General features: G+C 55.5%; 13 protein-coding genes (1 of these 13 cut by a window edge). All 13 read right to left on the minus strand.

What is annotated here, in order from left to right; translation table 11 throughout:
- On the minus strand, window positions 1-681 hold the 5' portion of the coding sequence (tuf, locus tag I6L49_RS14235; protein WP_005339879.1) for an elongation factor Tu. It extends 504 nt beyond the left edge of the window; only the first 681 of its 1,185 coding nucleotides appear in the window; the start codon lies at window positions 679-681; the stop codon falls past the left edge of the window.
- Between the two features lie 54 nt (window positions 682-735).
- Entirely contained in the window at window positions 736-2,841 is a 2,106-nt protein-coding gene (gene fusA / locus I6L49_RS14240; RefSeq protein ID WP_021229318.1) for an elongation factor G, read from the minus strand.
- A gap of 75 nt (window positions 2,842-2,916) precedes the next feature.
- Window positions 2,917-3,387 (minus strand): 30S ribosomal protein S7, encoded by a 471-nt coding sequence (gene rpsG / locus I6L49_RS14245; protein ID WP_005339911.1) that lies wholly within the window; start codon window positions 3,385-3,387, stop codon window positions 2,917-2,919.
- Between the two features lie 93 nt (window positions 3,388-3,480).
- Window positions 3,481-3,855 (minus strand): 30S ribosomal protein S12, encoded by a 375-nt coding sequence (rpsL, locus tag I6L49_RS14250; protein WP_005306278.1) that lies wholly within the window; start codon window positions 3,853-3,855, stop codon window positions 3,481-3,483.
- A 182-nt stretch (window positions 3,856-4,037) separates the two neighbouring features.
- Window positions 4,038-4,316, minus strand: coding sequence for a sulfurtransferase complex subunit TusB (gene tusB / locus I6L49_RS14255; protein WP_058056195.1), 279 nt, complete (start codon window positions 4,314-4,316; stop codon window positions 4,038-4,040).
- Window positions 4,317-4,323: 7 nt separating this feature from the next.
- Window positions 4,324-4,683 (minus strand): sulfurtransferase complex subunit TusC, encoded by a 360-nt coding sequence (gene tusC / locus I6L49_RS14260; RefSeq protein ID WP_021229316.1) that lies wholly within the window; start codon window positions 4,681-4,683, stop codon window positions 4,324-4,326.
- An 8-nt stretch (window positions 4,684-4,691) separates the two neighbouring features.
- The gene (gene tusD, locus I6L49_RS14265) at window positions 4,692-5,084 is read right to left on the minus strand and encodes a sulfurtransferase complex subunit TusD (RefSeq protein WP_216949784.1); all 393 of its coding nucleotides are present in this window, start codon (window positions 5,082-5,084) and stop codon (window positions 4,692-4,694) included.
- A gap of 84 nt (window positions 5,085-5,168) precedes the next feature.
- Entirely contained in the window at window positions 5,169-5,549 is a 381-nt protein-coding gene (locus I6L49_RS14270) for a RidA family protein (protein ID WP_216949785.1), read from the minus strand.
- Window positions 5,550-5,573: 24 nt separating this feature from the next.
- On the minus strand, window positions 5,574-6,290 hold the full coding sequence (locus I6L49_RS14275; RefSeq protein WP_005339902.1) for a transcriptional regulator: 717 nt from the start codon (window positions 6,288-6,290) through the stop codon (window positions 5,574-5,576).
- Between the two features lie 194 nt (window positions 6,291-6,484).
- On the minus strand, window positions 6,485-10,789 hold the full coding sequence (rpoC, locus tag I6L49_RS14280; protein ID WP_216949786.1) for a DNA-directed RNA polymerase subunit beta': 4,305 nt from the start codon (window positions 10,787-10,789) through the stop codon (window positions 6,485-6,487).
- A 91-nt stretch (window positions 10,790-10,880) separates the two neighbouring features.
- A complete protein-coding gene (rpoB, locus tag I6L49_RS14285) occupies window positions 10,881-14,909 on the minus strand; it encodes a DNA-directed RNA polymerase subunit beta (RefSeq protein ID WP_216949787.1) in 4,029 nt (1,342 codons plus the stop codon).
- A 224-nt stretch (window positions 14,910-15,133) separates the two neighbouring features.
- Window positions 15,134-15,499, minus strand: coding sequence for a 50S ribosomal protein L7/L12 (gene rplL / locus I6L49_RS14290; protein ID WP_005306304.1), 366 nt, complete (start codon window positions 15,497-15,499; stop codon window positions 15,134-15,136).
- 51 nt (window positions 15,500-15,550) lie between these two features.
- Window positions 15,551-16,051 (minus strand): 50S ribosomal protein L10, encoded by a 501-nt coding sequence (gene rplJ, locus I6L49_RS14295; RefSeq protein ID WP_005339895.1) that lies wholly within the window; start codon window positions 16,049-16,051, stop codon window positions 15,551-15,553.
- Between the last annotated feature and the right edge of the window lie 59 nt (window positions 16,052-16,110).

Here is a 16,110-nt window from a genome sequence, read left to right on the forward strand (position 1 = left end):
TACGGTACCACGGCCAGCGATAGAGAATACGTCTTCGATAGGCATCAGGAACGGCTGGTCAATCGCGCGCTCCGGCTCCGGGATGTAGGTATCCAGGTGGCCAGCCAGCTCGATGATCTTCTCTTCCCACTGAGCGTCGCCTTCCAGCGCTTTCAGTGCGGAACCGCGAACTACCGGCAGGTCATCACCCGGGAAGTCGTACTCGGTCAGCAGTTCACGAACTTCCATCTCGACCAGTTCGAGCAGCTCTTCGTCATCAACCATGTCACACTTGTTCATGAACACGATCATGTACGGGATACCAACCTGACGACCCAGCAGGATGTGCTCACGAGTCTGCGGCATCGGGCCGTCAGTCGCTGCTACTACCAGGATCGCGCCGTCCATCTGGGCAGCACCGGTGATCATGTTTTTAACGTAGTCGGCGTGACCCGGGCAATCTACGTGGGCGTAGTGACGGGTAGCGGTGTCGTATTCTACGTGGGAGGTGTTGATGGTGATACCACGCTCACGCTCTTCCGGTGCCTTGTCGATCTGGTCGAAGGCGAAAGCTTTACCACCGAAGTGCTTGGCCAGCACGTTGGTGATAGCTGCAGTCAGGGTGGTTTTACCGTGGTCAACGTGGCCGATGGTGCCGACGTTTACGTGCGGTTTATTACGCTCAAATTTTTCTTTAGACACGACGTAGTCCTTCTAGGTTAAACCCGCCTACCGTCGTAGGCGGGGAATCTTAAATTACTTGGATTTGCGCTCTTCGATCACGGCTTGTGCAACGTTGGTCGGTGCATCGTGATACTTGGCGAATTCCATGGCGTAGGAAGCACGACCCTGGGTAGCGGAACGCAGTGCAGTTGCATAACCGAACATTTCGGCCAGCGGCACCAGAGCACGTACGATCTTGCCGGACGGGCCATCTTCCATACCTTCGATCAGGCCACGACGACGGTTCAGGTCACCGATAACGTCGCCCATGTAATCTTCCGGAGTTTCAACTTCTACTTTCATGATCGGTTCGAGCAGAACCGGGTTGGCTTTCATGAAGCCAGCCTTAAAGGCCATGGAAGCAGCGATTTTGAACGCCAGTTCGGAAGAGTCGACATCGTGGTAAGAACCGAAGTGCAGACGCACACCCAGATCCATAACCGGGTAACCAGCCAGCGGACCAGATTTGAGCTGCTCACGGATACCTTTATCAACACCCGGGATGAATTCACCAGGAATGACACCACCTTTGATGTCGTTGACGAATTCGTAGGCTTTGCCTTCTTCCAGCGGGTACATGTCGATAACAACATGACCGTACTGACCGCGACCACCAGACTGCTTGGCATGCTTGCCTTCGATGTCTTTAACGGTGGTACGGATGGTTTCACGGTAGGCAACCTGCGGCTTACCTACGTTGGCTTCAACCTTGAACTCGCGACGCATACGGTCAACGATGATGTCCAGGTGCAGCTCACCCATACCAGCGATGATGGTTTGACCTGACTCTTCGTCAGTCCATACGCGGAAGGACGGATCTTCCTGAGCCAGACGGCCCAGTGCCAGACCCATCTTCTCTTGGTCAGCCTTGGTTTTCGGCTCAACCGCGATAGAAATTACCGGCTCCGGGAATTCCATACGCTCGAGGATGATCGGTGCGTTCGGGTCACACAGGGTGTCACCAGTGGTCACGTCTTTCAGACCGATAGCAGCAGCGATGTCACCAGCGCGTACTTCTTTGATCTCTTCACGCTTGTTGGCATGCATTTGAACGATACGGCCAAAACGCTCGCGCTTGTCCTTGACGGAGTTCAGCACGGTGTCACCGGAGTTGATCACGCCAGAGTAGACACGGAAGAAGGTCAGGTTACCAACGAACGGGTCGGTAGCGATCTTGAACGCCAGAGCAGAGAACGGCTCGTCATCAGAAGCGTGACGCTCGTCTTTGGTCTCGCCGTCCATTTTCAGGCCGTCGATAGCAGCAACGTCGGTCGGAGCCGGCAGGTACTCGATCACGGCATCCAGCATTGCCTGTACGCCCTTGTTCTTGAACGCGGAGCCACAGGTTACCAGGATGATTTCGTTGTTCAGCACGCGCTGACGCAGAGCACCTTTGATCTCTTCCTCGGTCAGCTCTTCGCCGCCCAGGTATTTTTCCATCAGGTCTTCAGACGCTTCAGCAGCGGCTTCAACCAGATTCATGCGCATTTCTTGCGCCTGTTCCAGCAACTCGGCCGGGACGTCTTCGTAATCGAAGGATACGCCCTGATCAGCTTCATTCCAGTTGATGGCTTTCATCTTGACCAGGTCAACAACGCCCTTGAAGTTCTCTTCAGAGCCGATGTTCAGCTGAAGGGGAACCGGAGTACCTTTCAGACGGGTCTTGATGTGCTCAACGCAGCGCAGGAAGTTGGCGCCGGTACGGTCCATCTTGTTGACGAACGCGATACGGGGAACCTTGTACTTGTTAGCCTGACGCCATACGGTTTCAGACTGTGGCTGTACGCCACCTACGGCACAGTACACCATCACGGCACCGTCCAGAACACGCATTGAACGCTCTACTTCGATAGTAAAGTCAACGTGGCCTGGGGTATCGATGATGTTGATACGGTGCGGTTGGAACTGTTTACCCATACCGGACCAGAAAGCGGTGGTCGCGGCGGAGGTGATGGTGATACCACGCTCTTGTTCCTGTTCCATCCAGTCCATGGTGGCAGCGCCATCGTGAACTTCACCGATCTTGTGACTTACACCGGTGTAAAACAGTACGCGCTCGGTAGTAGTAGTCTTACCGGCGTCAATGTGAGCGGAGATACCGATGTTACGATAACGCTCAATGGGGGTTGTACGAGCCATTGTCATCCTCTTACTAAGGCGCTTGTCCCTAGATAATTAAAGGTGCGCAGAGTCAAAAGACCCTGCGCAAGCGGATTACCAGCGGAAGTGAGCGAAGGCTTTGTTCGCTTCAGCCATACGGTGAACGTCTTCACGTTTCTTGACAGACGAACCCTTATTGTCAGCGGCATCCAGCAGCTCGCCAGCCAGACGCTGAGCCATTGATTTTTCACCACGTTTACGAGCGGCATCAACCAACCAGCGCATTGCCAGGGCATTGCGACGTACCGGACGAACTTCTACCGGCACCTGATAGGTTGCACCACCGACGCGACGAGATTTAACCTCGACCGCCGGACGAATGTTATCCAGAGCTTCTTCGAATACGGCCAGGTGCTCTTTGCCAGATTTGGTGGCAATGATGTCCAGGGCGCCATAAACAATGGCTTCTGCAACAGATTTCTTACCGTCAACCATTACTACGTTGACAAATTTAGCCAGCAGCTCTGATCCGAACTTGGGATCTGGCAGGATTTTACGCTGACCAACAACACGACGTCTTGGCATTTCAAATTCTCCGTAACTTCAGGGATTACCCAAAACTAGAAAGCTATCTAACTAGAAACGAATTAACGTTTGGCCTTACTTAACGGAGAACCATTAAGCTTTAGGACGCTTCACGCCATACTTGGAGCGAGCCTGCTTACGGTCTTTAACACCGGCACAGTCCAACGCACCACGAACGGTGTGATAACGAACACCTGGCAAGTCTTTTACACGACCGCCACGGATCAGAACAACAGAGTGCTCTTGCAGGTTGTGACCTTCACCACCGATGTAGGAGGTGACTTCGAAGCCGTTGGTCAGACGTACACGGCACACTTTACGCAGTGCAGAGTTAGGCTTCTTCGGGGTGGTGGTATATACACGAGTGCATACGCCACGCTTCTGAGGGCACGCTTCCAGCGCCGGCACGTTGCTTTTCACAACGAGCTTGATGCGTGGCTTGCGAACCAACTGGTTAATAGTTGCCATCAAAAGGCTCCTGATAATGACTTCATAAACGTGTGGAAAATCCTCCCCGCAGATACGGGGACGCGAAATTTTATGCCCTGTTGTCTGGGGAGTCAAGATTTATACAATTTGCGTCACAAAAGGGCAATTCGGATCCGTTTGCTTTCACGACATCGCCTTGAATTTTCTTGAAAATATGCTTCTCAGCCACCCCAGGTGCGCGGGGAACCTTTTTGCGCAATCAGTGCCACCAGATCCGCCATATCGAGCACATTGCCCACCCGATGCTGCAAACCGCGAGCTTGCAGATCTTCCTGCATCACATAAAGCGGGATACCCGCCAGCCGCGCGCTCCACTGGGGAGCCGATGCCGCAATCACGGCATCCTGCATCAGTACCAGCTCATCCTCGGGCTGAAGGTATGAGAGCGCCTCTGCCAGAGCCTGACTCTGAAAGGGGGAGTTCAATATCAGATGCAACATGGAGACCTCAAAAGCTGATGTGAGTCGAACACTGTGCCCAGCGCCGAGCCAGTTCTTGGCGCGGCAGACTCTCGACGGGGATCAGCAGATCATCCACTGTCACGCCACGCTCTGCCAGCGAGTCAGCACAGACATAGACCTCTTCGATGTCGTAGAGTTCCAGCATTTTGAAGGTGGGCGCGTAGTGGCGCTGCAAAATGGCGGCAGGCTGCTGCTCCTTGAGCAGTTGCAACACACCGTCCCCAATCAGGAAGAGGGCCAGCTCATCGGTCATGGCCGAGGTGGCCAGCAGGGCATCCAACCCTTCCCGGCCAGCGGCATGGCCATGGGGACCACGACTGCAGATAAAGGCAATTTTTTTATTCATGGCTCCCCCTAGAACTGAACCAGCCGATCGGCGATTAGCGCAGCCTCGGCCAACTGGCCAAGCCCGCTCAGGCAAAATGGCGGTTGCAGATTGAAGTGTACCTGCCCTGCCCCCTTGGCTTCCTGTTCATCGAGCACACCGCGTCGCATGGCAGCGGCGACGCAGACGTCGATACGGATCCCCTGCTCTGCTGCCAGCTCTCGCCACAGACGCACCAGGTCAGTCTCATCGGATGCAGGCAGATGCAAACCGTTGGCGTTGCAGACCCCATCCTGATAGAAGAACAGGTGGGACAAGGTATGCCCCTGTGCCAACAGGGTACGGGCAAAACGATAGGCTGTGCTGGCCGATTGGGTGCCATAGGCGGGCCCCGTGACCAGGATGGCAAAACTCAGACTCATAGCAGGACTCCTGTGCTGACCCGGTCCATTTTACGCCAAAAACAAAAAAGCCCCTGCCAGGAGGGGCTTGATTCGATCTGTTGATCAGAGATGGGCAATCGCCTCGACCTCGACCAGCACATCTTTCGGCAGACGGGCCACCTCTACGCAGGAGCGAGCTGGCGCCGCATCGCCAAAGTAGCGGGCATAGACCTGATTGAAGGCAACGAAGTTGTTCATGTCGCTCAGGAAGCAGGTGGTTTTGACCACTTTGCCGGCATCGGCACCGGCAGCATGCAACACGGCAACCAGGTTCTTCATCACCCGTTCGGCCTGCTCTTCAATGCCGCCAGCCACGATTTCCATGGTGGCAGGATCGAGCGGGATCTGCCCGGAGGTGAAGATCATCTCGCCAACCTTGGTAGCCTGAACATACGGACCAATCGCGGCAGGCGCCTTGTCGGTTGCAATCACTTCTTTAGCCATTCATCTATCCCCTTCTGGAATGAGTTACTCGTTCTCGTCTTCACCCTGCTTGCGCTGTCGGATGTAAAGATAAACGGTATGTTTTGAAATATTGAGTTTGTCCGCCACCAGATTGATCGAATCCTTGATGTCGAAAATGCCCTTCTCGAACAGCTGGGTCACGATGAAGCGGTTCTTGGCATTGTTGGCCACGGTGGGATCGCGATTGATCTCGTCGATGGTGTTATCCACCGTCTGGGCAACCAGCTCTTCCACGCTGTTGGCGAAGGTCTCTGGTGACTGGCGCGCCGCCTGCTGGGGCGTCGGGAAAAATTCGGCCACGAACTCGTGGAAAGGCGCATTGATGTGCAGGTTGATGCAGATAAGCCCCACCACTTGCCGCTCGCTGTTGCGAATGGCGATGGTGCTCGACTTCATCAGCGCGCCGGTACGGCTGCGAGCGAAATAGCTCTGGGTGTAATCCTGGCCAGTGCTCTCGATATCCTTGAGCATGCGCAGGGCGAGATCGGTGATGGGCGCCCCGAGGGTGCGTCCGGTATTGAAGCCGTTGGCGATCTTGATCACCGACTCGTGCAAATTTTCCAGGGAGTGGAGTACTACTTCACAATGCTTGCCGAACAGCTCGGCCAAGCCATCGATGAGCCCATCGTATGAGCGCAACAATTCCCTGTCTTCATCTGTAAAAGTGCGGCTGATCAGCTGTTCTTCGGGAAGCATTGCTTCCTCGATACCGACAGTCATGTTCTACCCCTGTAATAACCATTCAACTTTCCCGAGTTTTAAATTGCAGGGGAGTAAAGTCAACTTTTTTTGATTTTTTACTCTACAACTTTGCTCTGGATCATCCTGAAACCCGCGCTGCGTCTGCCTTTGCCGAGGAATTGGCCAACAAAAAGGGCTCCTTGAAGGAGCCCTTTTTAATCACGGATGACGAGTTACTCTTCGTCGAAGCTACCGGCTGCGTTCAGCAGATCCGCCAGGTTCTGCTCCGCTTCATCAGCGGTCACCTGCGGGGTGCCAACAGCACGAGCTGCGGCAGCACGCTGGTTGATCCGGCTGTGGTGGTAGGCAAAGCCGGTACCAGCCGGGATCAGACGACCCACGATGACGTTCTCTTTCAGACCACGCAGTTCATCACGCTTGCCACCTACGGCGGCTTCGGTCAGAACGCGAGTGGTTTCCTGGAAGGAAGCCGCGGAGATGAAGGACTCGGTGCTCAGAGATGCCTTGGTAATACCCATCAGTACATGACGGTAGGTCGCAGGGGTCTTGCCCTCGGCAACCAGCTTACGGTTGGCAATCTTCACACGAGCCACTTCAACCTGTTCGCCTTCGATCAGATCGGTATCGCCAGCGCTCAGGATCTCGCACTTGCGCAGCATCTGACGAACGATGACTTCGATGTGCTTGTCGTTGATCTTAACGCCTTGCAGACGGTAAACGTCCTGCACTTCGTTGGCGATGTAGTTGGCGACCGGGCTGATACCGCGCAGACGCAGGATGTCGTGAGCAGACTCAGGACCGTCCGCCAGCACTTCACCCTTCTCAACTTTTTCACCTTCGAACACGTTCAGGTTACGCCACTTCGGAATCATCTCTTCGTAGACGTTGCCACCATCGGTCGGGGTGATGACCAGACGGCGTTTGCCCTTGGTCTCTTTCCCGAAGGAGATGGTACCGGAGATCTCGGCCAGAATTGCCGGTTCCTTCGGTTGACGTGCTTCGAACAGATCCGCAACGCGCGGCAGACCACCGGTGATGTCCTTGGTACCGCCGGACTCTTGCGGGATACGCGCTACCGCGTCACCCACTCCCACGTTGGCACCATCTTCCAGGTTCACGATCGCCTTGCCCGGCAGGAAGTACTGGGCGGCTACATCGGTACCCGGGATCATCACGTCTTTGCCGTTCAGGTCGACCAGTTTAACGGTCGGACGCATCTCTTTACCGGCGCTCGGACGCTCGTTGACGTCCAGAACAACGATAGAAGAGAGACCGGTCAGCTCGTCGGTCTGACGAGTGATGGTCACACCATCGATCATGTGTTCGAACTGCAGGCGACCTGCCACTTCGGTGATGATCGGGTGGGTGTGCGGATCCCAGTTGGCAACGGTCTCGCCAGCACTCACGGCCTGGCCGTCCTTCACTTCCAGCACGGAACCGTAAGGCAGCTTGTGGCTTTCCTTGGTACGGCCCATGTCGTCCATGATGGTCAGTTCGGTAGAACGTGAGGTGATAACCAGTTTGTCATCGCTGTTGTGAACGAACTTGGCGTTCTGCAGCTTGATGGTACCGGTGTTCTTGACCTGGATGCTGCTTTCAGCAGCGGCACGAGATGCAGCACCACCGATGTGGAAAGTACGCATCGTCAGCTGGGTACCCGGTTCACCGATGGACTGGGCGGCGATAACACCGACAGCCTCACCCTTGTTAACCAGGTGACCACGGGCCAGATCACGGCCGTAGCAGTGAGCACAGTTACCGAAGTCGGTTTCACAGGTGATGGCAGAACGTACCTTCACACGGTCAACGGAGTTACGTTCCAGCAGGTCACACAGCTGCTCGTCGAGCAGGGTGTTGCGGGCAACCAGGATCTCGTCCTCGGTACCCGGCTTGATGACATCTTCTGCCACCACACGACCCAGCACGCGCTCACGCAGCGGCTCGACCACGTCGCCACCCTCGATCAGCGGAGTCATCCACAGACCGTCGGTAGTGCCGCAATCGTCCTCGGTGATCACCATGTCTTGCGCCACGTCTACCAGACGACGAGTCAGGTAACCGGAGTTCGCAGTCTTCAGTGCGGTATCCGCCAGACCCTTACGAGCACCGTGGGTAGAGATAAAGTACTGCAGTACGTTCAGACCTTCGCGGAAGTTCGCGATGATCGGGGTCTCGATGATGGAGCCATCCGGCTTGGCCATCAGGCCACGCATACCGGCCAGCTGACGGATCTGGGCGGCGGAACCACGCGCACCAGAGTCGGCCATCATAAAGATGCTGTTGAACGAGGCCTGCTCTTCTTCTTCACCCAGCGAGTTGACGTTACGCTCTTTGGACAAGTTCTCCATCATGGCCTTGGAGACGCGCTCGTTGGCGCTGGCCCAGATATCGATAACCTTGTTGTAACGCTCGCCCGCAGTTACCAGACCTGACAGGAACTGGTCCTGGATCTCGGCAACTTCGGCTTCGGCAGACGCGATGATGTCTTTCTTGGCATCCGGGATGACCATGTCATCGATACCAACGGAAGCACCGGACAGCGCCGCGTAGTGGAAACCGGTATACATCAGCTGGTCAGCGAAGATAACGGTGTCTTTCAGCCCCTGCTTGCGATAGCAGGTGTTCAGCAGACGGGAGATGAGCTTTTTGCCCAGCGCCTTGTTGGATACGGACTTGATCCAGTTCTGCGGATTGGCGTCCAGATCGGCCTGCTCGGCAGCAGTCAGCACCTTCGGCTCGTCGATCAGGGCGTATTCCATGCCTTTCGGCAGGATCAGGCTCAGGATCGCACGACCAACGGTGGTGTTCTTCATCTCGGTCTTGGCAACCAGTTCACCGGCTTCGTTCTTCACGTACTCGGTGATGCGGCACTTGACGCGAGCATGCAGGTCGGCCAGACCGGCACGGTACACTTTCTCGGCCTCTTTCGGGCCGGACAGCACCATACCTTCACCCTTCGCATTGATGCGGGCGCGGGTCATGTAGTACAGACCCAAGACCACGTCCTGAGAAGGAACGATGATCGGCTCACCGGATGCAGGCGACAGGATGTTGTTGGTAGACATCATCAGCGCACGCGCTTCCAGCTGGGCTTCCAGGGTCAGCGGTACGTGAACAGCCATCTGGTCACCGTCGAAGTCCGCGTTATACGCAGCACAAACGAGCGGGTGCAGCTGGATTGCCTTGCCTTCGACCAGAGTCGGTTCGAATGCCTGGATACCCAGACGGTGCAGAGTCGGTGCACGGTTCAGCAGAACCGGGTGTTCGCGGATCACTTCGTCCAGGATATCCCAAACGACAGCTTCTTCGCGCTCCACCATCTTCTTGGCGGCCTTGATAGTGGTCGCCAGACCGCGGGTTTCCAGCTTGCCATAGATGAACGGCTTGAACAGTTCCAGAGCCATCTTCTTCGGCAGACCGCACTGATGCAGACGCAGAGTCGGGCCTACGGTGATAACGGAACGACCGGAGTAGTCGACACGTTTACCGAGCAGGTTCTGACGGAAACGACCCTGTTTACCCTTGATCATGTCGGCCAGGGATTTCAGCGGGCGCTTGTTGGAACCGGTGATGGCACGACCACGACGGCCGTTATCCAGCAGCGCATCGACGGACTCTTGCAGCATGCGCTTTTCGTTGCGCACGATGATGTCCGGAGCAGCCAGATCCAGCAGACGCTTCAAGCGGTTGTTACGGTTGATCACGCGACGGTACAGATCGTTCAGATCGGAAGTCGCGAAACGGCCGCCGTCCAGCGGTACCAGCGGACGCAGGTCCGGCGGCAGCACAGGCAGCACTGTCATGATCATCCACTCCGGCTTGTTGCCGGACTGCAGGAAAGCTTCCATCAGCTTCAGACGCTTGGTGGTCTTCTTGCGTTTGGTCTCGGAGTTGGTCTGATCCAGCTCCTCACGCATCGCTTTGACTTCACCTTCCAGATCGATGGCGCGCAGCAATGCCAGGATTGCTTCGGCACCCATCTTGGCGTCAAATTCGTCGCCCCACTCTTCCAGCGCATCCAGGTACTGCTCTTCAGAGAGCATCTGGCTGCGTTCGAGGTTGGTCATGCCCGGCTCGATAACTACGAAAGATTCGAAGTAGAGCACGCGTTCGATGTCGCGCAGGGTCATGTCCAGCAGCAGACCGATACGGGACGGCAGGGACTTCAGGAACCAGATGTGGGCAGTCGGGCTGGCCAGCTCGATGTGGCCCATACGCTCACGACGGACCTTGGTCTGGGTCACTTCAACGCCGCACTTCTCACAGATCACACCACGGTGTTTCAGGCGCTTGTACTTGCCGCACAGACACTCGTAGTCCTTCACCGGTCCGAAGATACGGGCGCAGAACAGACCATCACGCTCCGGCTTGAAAGTCCGGTAGTTGATGGTCTCAGGCTTTTTGACCTCACCGAATGACCAGGAGCGGATCATGTCAGGAGAGGCCAGACCGATCTTGATACTGTCAAACTCTTCGGTCTTGGTCTGAGCCTTCAAAAACTTGAGTAAGTCTTTCACGTGTTTCCCCTGTCAGGAGTCTAACCTCGGCGCCCCGGCTGCCAAAACAGCGGGGCGCCCACGTCAATTCTCGAACAATAAGAGCGAGCTCTTACTCTTCGTCCAGCTCGATGTTGATACCCAGAGAGCGGATTTCCTTCAGCAATACGTTGAAGGATTCGGGCATGCCCGGCTCCATACGGTGGTCGCCATCCACGATGTTCTTATACATCTTGGTACGGCCATTCACATCGTCAGACTTGACGGTCAGCATTTCCTGCAGGGTATATGCCGCACCGTAAGCCTCCAGGGCCCACACTTCCATCTCACCGAAACGCTGACCACCGAACTGAGCCTTACCACCCAGCGGCTGCTGGGTAACCAGGCTGTAAGAACCGGTAGAACGCGCGTGCATCTTGTCGTCGACCAAGTGGTTCAGCTTGAGCATGTACATGTAACCAACGGTTACTTTACGCTCGAAACGGTTACCGGTACGGCCGTCGAACAGATCAATCTGACCGGACTCCGGCAGATCGGCCAGCTTCAGCAGGGCTTTGATTTCGCGCTCTTTGGCACCATCAAAGACCGGAGTAGCAACCGGCAGACCCTTACGCAGGTTACCCACCAGGGTACGTACGTCGTCATCAGACAGTTCGGCGATGTTCACTTGCTGGGTGTCCTTCTCGCCCAGGTCATAGACCTGTTGCAGGAAGTTGCGCATCTCGTGCAGCTCGCGCTGCTCTTTGACCATGCGATCGATCTTCTCGCCGATACCCTTGGCCGCAAGGCCCAGGTGCACTTCGAGGATCTGACCGATGTTCATACGGGATGGTACGCCCAACGGGTTCAGTACGATGTCGACCGGACGGCCGAACTCGTCATGAGGCATATCCTCGACCGGACAGATCTTGGAGATAACACCCTTGTTACCGTGACGGCCCGCCATCTTGTCACCCGGCTGGATGCGACGCTTGACTGCCAGATAAACCTTGACGATTTTCAGTACGCCCGGCGCCAGATCATCACCCTGGATAATCTTGCGACGCTTGTTCTCGAATTTCTTGTCGAACTCGGCTTTCAGCTCAACGTGCTGTTCAGCGATCTGTTCCAGTTCGGTCTGCTTGCCTTCGTCTTCGATGGCCAGTTCAAACCACTTGGAGCGATCGAGCTTGTTCAGACGATCTTCGCTGTAACCGGCGGCCAGCAGCAGGTTGCGGGAGCGGCCGAAAATGCCGTCTTCCAGGATCTTGAACTCTTCGGTCAAGTCCTTCTTCGCTTCCTTCAGCTGCATCTCTTCGATTTCTTTGGCGCGCTTGTCTTTTTCCACGCCATCGCGGGTAAAGACTTGCACGTCAACCACGGTACCGTACACACCGTTCGGCACACGCAGGGAGGAGTCCTTCACATCGGACGCCTTCTCACCGAAGATGGCGCGCAGCAGCTTCTCTTCCGGCGTCAGCTGGGTTTCACCTTTCGGGGTTACCTTACCGACCAGAATGTCGCCGCCCTTCACTTCGGCACCCACGTAGACGATACCGGACTCGTCCAGCTTGGACAGAGCGGCTTCACCCACGTTCGGGATGTCAGCAGTGATCTCTTCCGGACCCAGCTTGGTGTCACGGGAGATACAGGCCAGTTCCTGGATATGGATGGTGGTCAGGCGATCTTCCTGAACAACACGCTCGTTCACCAGGATCGAGTCTTCGAAGTTGTAACCGTTCCACGGCATGAACGCGACGCGCATGTTCTGACCCAGCGCCAGTTCACCCAGGTCGGTGGACGGGCCGTCAGCCAGTACGTCGCCAGCCATGACCGGCTCACCCAACATCACGCAAGGACGTTGGTTGATACAGGTGTTCTGGTTGGAACGGGTGTATTTGGTCAGGTTGTAGATGTCGATACCGGCTTCGCCTGGCATCAGCTCATCTTCATTGACCTTCAGGACGATACGGGAGGCATCGACATAGTCGATTACGCCGCCACGCTTGGCTACTACGGTTACACCGGAGTCAACGGCCACAGCGCGTTCCATACCGGTACCTACCAGCGGCTTGTCAGCACGCAGAGTCGGTACAGCCTGACGTTGCATGTTTGAACCCATCAATGCGCGGTTCGCGTCATCGTGTTCCAGGAACGGGATCAGAGCCGCTGCCACAGATACGATCTGCTGCGGGCTCACGTCCATATACTGGATCTGGTCGGCGTTCATAAAGGTGGATTCACCTTTGTGACGGCACGGGATCAATTCATCTTTCAGACGGCCATCTTCGGTGGTCGCGGCATTAGCCTGTGCGATCACGTACTTGCCTTCTTCAATAGCAGACAGGTAGTCCACTTCGTCGGTGATCACACCGTCAATGACCTTACGGTACGGGGTCTCGAGGAAACCGTACTCGTTGGTACGAGAGTACACGGACAGAGAGTTGATCAGACCGATGTTCGGACCTTCAGGAGTCTCGATAGGGCACAGACGACCGTAGTGAGTCGGGTGTACGTCTCGGACTTCAAAGCCGGCACGCTCACGAGTCAAACCGCCCGGGCCTAGCGCGGAGATACGACGCTTGTGGGTCACTTCGGAGAGCGGGTTGTTCTGGTCCATAAACTGGGACAGCTGGCTGGAACCAAAGAACTCTTTGACTGCGGCGGAGATCGGCTTGGCGTTGATCAGATCCTGCGGCATCAGGGTGTCCAGGTCGCCCAGGGAGAGACGCTCCTTGACCGCACGCTCGACACGCACCAGACCGACGCGGAACTGGTTTTCAGCCATTTCACCGACAGAACGGATACGACGGTTACCCAAGTGGTCGATATCGTCCACTTCGTCGTTACCGTTACGGATGTCGATCAGGCGCTTCATCACATCGACGATGTCGTCTTTGGTCAGTACACCAGCGCCAGTCTCGTCTTCACGACCCAGACGGCGGTTGAACTTCATCCGACCTACGGTAGACAGGTCGTAACGCTCGGCGGAGAAGAACAGGTTTTCGAACAGCTGTTCTGCAGCTTCGCGAGTAGGCGGCTCGCCCGGACGCATCATGCGATAGATCTCGACCAGCGCTTCCAAACGGTTGGAGCTGGAGTCGACACGCAGGGTCTCGGACATGTAAGCACCGTGATCCAGTTCGTTGGTGAACAGAACCTCGAAATGCTTGAAGCCGGCTTGGGACAGGTTAGCGATCGCTTCCAGGCTCAGCGCCTGGTTGGCGGTCACGACCATCTCGCCAGTTTGCGGGTGCGGGTAGTCCTTGGCAGCAACTTTGCCAACAACATACTCAACCGGTACCTCAATCTGGGTGACGGAATCTTTTTCCAACTGACGGATGTGACGGGCAGTTACCCGACGACCAGTCTCGACCACCACGGCGCCATTGGCCACGATGTCAAAGGTCGCAGTTTCACCACGCAGACGCTCCGGCACCAGATCCATCATCAACTTGCCATCTTTTACTTCAAAACCGATGGTCTCGAAGAAGGTGGCCAGGATTTGTTCGGAAGTGAAGTCCAGGGCGCGCAGAATAATGGATGCTGGCAGTTTGCGACGACGGTCGATACGGACAAACAGGTTGTCTTTCGCATCAAACTCGAAGTCCAGCCAGGAGCCACGGTAGGGGATAACGCGAGCGTTATACAGTACCTTACCGGATGAATGAGTTTTGCCTTTATCGTGGTCGAAGAAGACGCCCGGGCTGCGGTGCAGCTGGGAGACGATAACCCGCTCGGTACCATTGATAACAAAGGTGCCGTTCTCGGTCATGAGCGGAATTTCGCCCATGTATACTTCTTGTTCCTTGATGTCTTTGACGGTGCCGGCAGCTGCTTCACGGTCGTACAGAACCATACGAAGCTTGACACGCAGCGGCGCGGAGTAGGTCACTCCACGGATCTGGCATTCTTTTACGTCAAATACCGGCTCACCCAGGCGATAGCTGACATACTGAAGCTCAGCACTACCGGAGTAACTGGTGATCGGGAAAACGCTACGGAAAGCGGCCTCTAGGCCATATTCACCTTCCGGGTCAGCCTCGATGAACTGCTTGAAGGAGTCCAGCTGAATGGACAACAGATAAGGCGTGTCCAGTACCTGGTCTCGCTTACCGAAGTCCTTACGAATGCGTTTTTTTTCGGTATAAGAGTAAACCATAGGGTTCCTCAGCTCGCTGATAAGTGACCCACTCTGTCCCGCGGGACAGCTCTGTCTCAACACCGTTTTGTGTTGGCCCGGACGAAAGAAGACAGTCCGGATTGCTGGTGCACCGAGAGTCGTAAACGGTGTGAAATGCTCTCAGTCTACAGCGCAAAAAGGCTGGTGAACAAAAATTCACCAGCCCTAGCCTGTTTTATCAGGCTAATCTACATAAATGCAGATTATTTGATCTCAACAGAAGCACCGGCAGCTTCCAGCTCTTTCTTCAGAGCTTCAGCTTCGTCCTTGGACACGCCTTCCTTCAGGTTAGCCGGAGCAGCTTCTACCAGATCTTTGGCTTCTTTCAGGCCCAGACCGGTAGCGCCACGAACGGCTTTGATAACGGCAACTTTGTTGGCGCCAGCAGCAGTCAGAACTACGTCGAACTCGGTCTTCTCTTCTACTGCTTCAGCAGCAGCCGGGCCAGCCATTACGGCAGCAGCGGCAGAAACACCGAACTTCTCTTCCATAGCTTCGATCAGCTCAACAACTTCCATTACGGACATGGAAGCAACGGCTTCGATGATTTGGTCTTTAGTGATAGACATGACAAAAATTCCTGATGTTGAATAAACTCAAACAGCCTAAATAGGCGAGAATCAAGCAGCAGCTTGTTTCTGGTCGCGAACAGCAGCGATAGTACGAACCAGCTTGCCAGCAGAGGCTTCTTTCATAGTCGCCATCAACTTCGCAATTGCTTCTTCGTAAGTCGGCAGCGTGGCCAGACGATCAATTTGTGCTGCGGCGATAAACTCACCGTTAAAAGCGCCAGCCTTGATTTCGAACTTTTGGTTCGCTTTGGCAAACTCTTTGAACAGACGAGCAGCAGCGCCCGGGTGTTCGTTAGAGAAAGCAATCAAGGTAGGACCGGTAAATGCGTCGTTCAGGCACTCGTATTCGGTACCTTCTACCGCGCGACGCAGCAGGGTGTTACGCACAACGCGCATGTACACACCGGCTTCACGAGCGGTTTTACGCAGGACGGTCATCTTGTCTACAGTTACACCGCGAGAATCGGCAACAACTGCAGAAAGAGCGCCTTTGGCAGCTTCGTTGACTTCAGCAACAATTGCCTTTTTGTCTTCGAGTCCCAATGCCATTGGCTTAACTCCTGGATTGAATCCGGGTCTATTGACCCAGTACTGACACATCCCCCCTA

Source organism: Aeromonas sp. FDAARGOS 1419 (genome assembly GCF_019047045.1).
GTDB lineage: Bacteria > Pseudomonadota > Gammaproteobacteria > Enterobacterales > Aeromonadaceae > Aeromonas > Aeromonas veronii.

Coding starts and splice junctions, on each gene's coding strand:
- fusA (WP_021229318.1), bottom strand. CDS start 2,841: ATGGCTCGTACAACCCCCATTGAGCGTTATCGTAACATCGGTATCTCC.
- rpsG (WP_005339911.1), bottom strand. CDS start 3,387: ATGCCAAGACGTCGTGTTGTTGGTCAGCGTAAAATCCTGCCAGATCCC.
- rpsL (WP_005306278.1), bottom strand. CDS start 3,855: ATGGCAACTATTAACCAGTTGGTTCGCAAGCCACGCATCAAGCTCGTT.
- tusB (WP_058056195.1), bottom strand. CDS start 4,316: ATGTTGCATCTGATATTGAACTCCCCCTTTCAGAGTCAGGCTCTGGCA.
- tusC (WP_021229316.1), bottom strand. CDS start 4,683: ATGAATAAAAAAATTGCCTTTATCTGCAGTCGTGGTCCCCATGGCCAT.
- tusD (WP_216949784.1), bottom strand. CDS start 5,084: ATGAGTCTGAGTTTTGCCATCCTGGTCACGGGGCCCGCCTATGGCACC.
- I6L49_RS14270 (WP_216949785.1), bottom strand. CDS start 5,549: ATGGCTAAAGAAGTGATTGCAACCGACAAGGCGCCTGCCGCGATTGGT.
- I6L49_RS14275 (WP_005339902.1), bottom strand. CDS start 6,290: ATGACTGTCGGTATCGAGGAAGCAATGCTTCCCGAAGAACAGCTGATC.
- rpoB (WP_216949787.1), bottom strand. CDS start 14,909: ATGGTTTACTCTTATACCGAAAAAAAACGCATTCGTAAGGACTTCGGT.
- rplL (WP_005306304.1), bottom strand. CDS start 15,499: ATGTCTATCACTAAAGACCAAATCATCGAAGCCGTTGCTTCCATGTCC.
- rplJ (WP_005339895.1), bottom strand. CDS start 16,051: ATGGCATTGGGACTCGAAGACAAAAAGGCAATTGTTGCTGAAGTCAAC.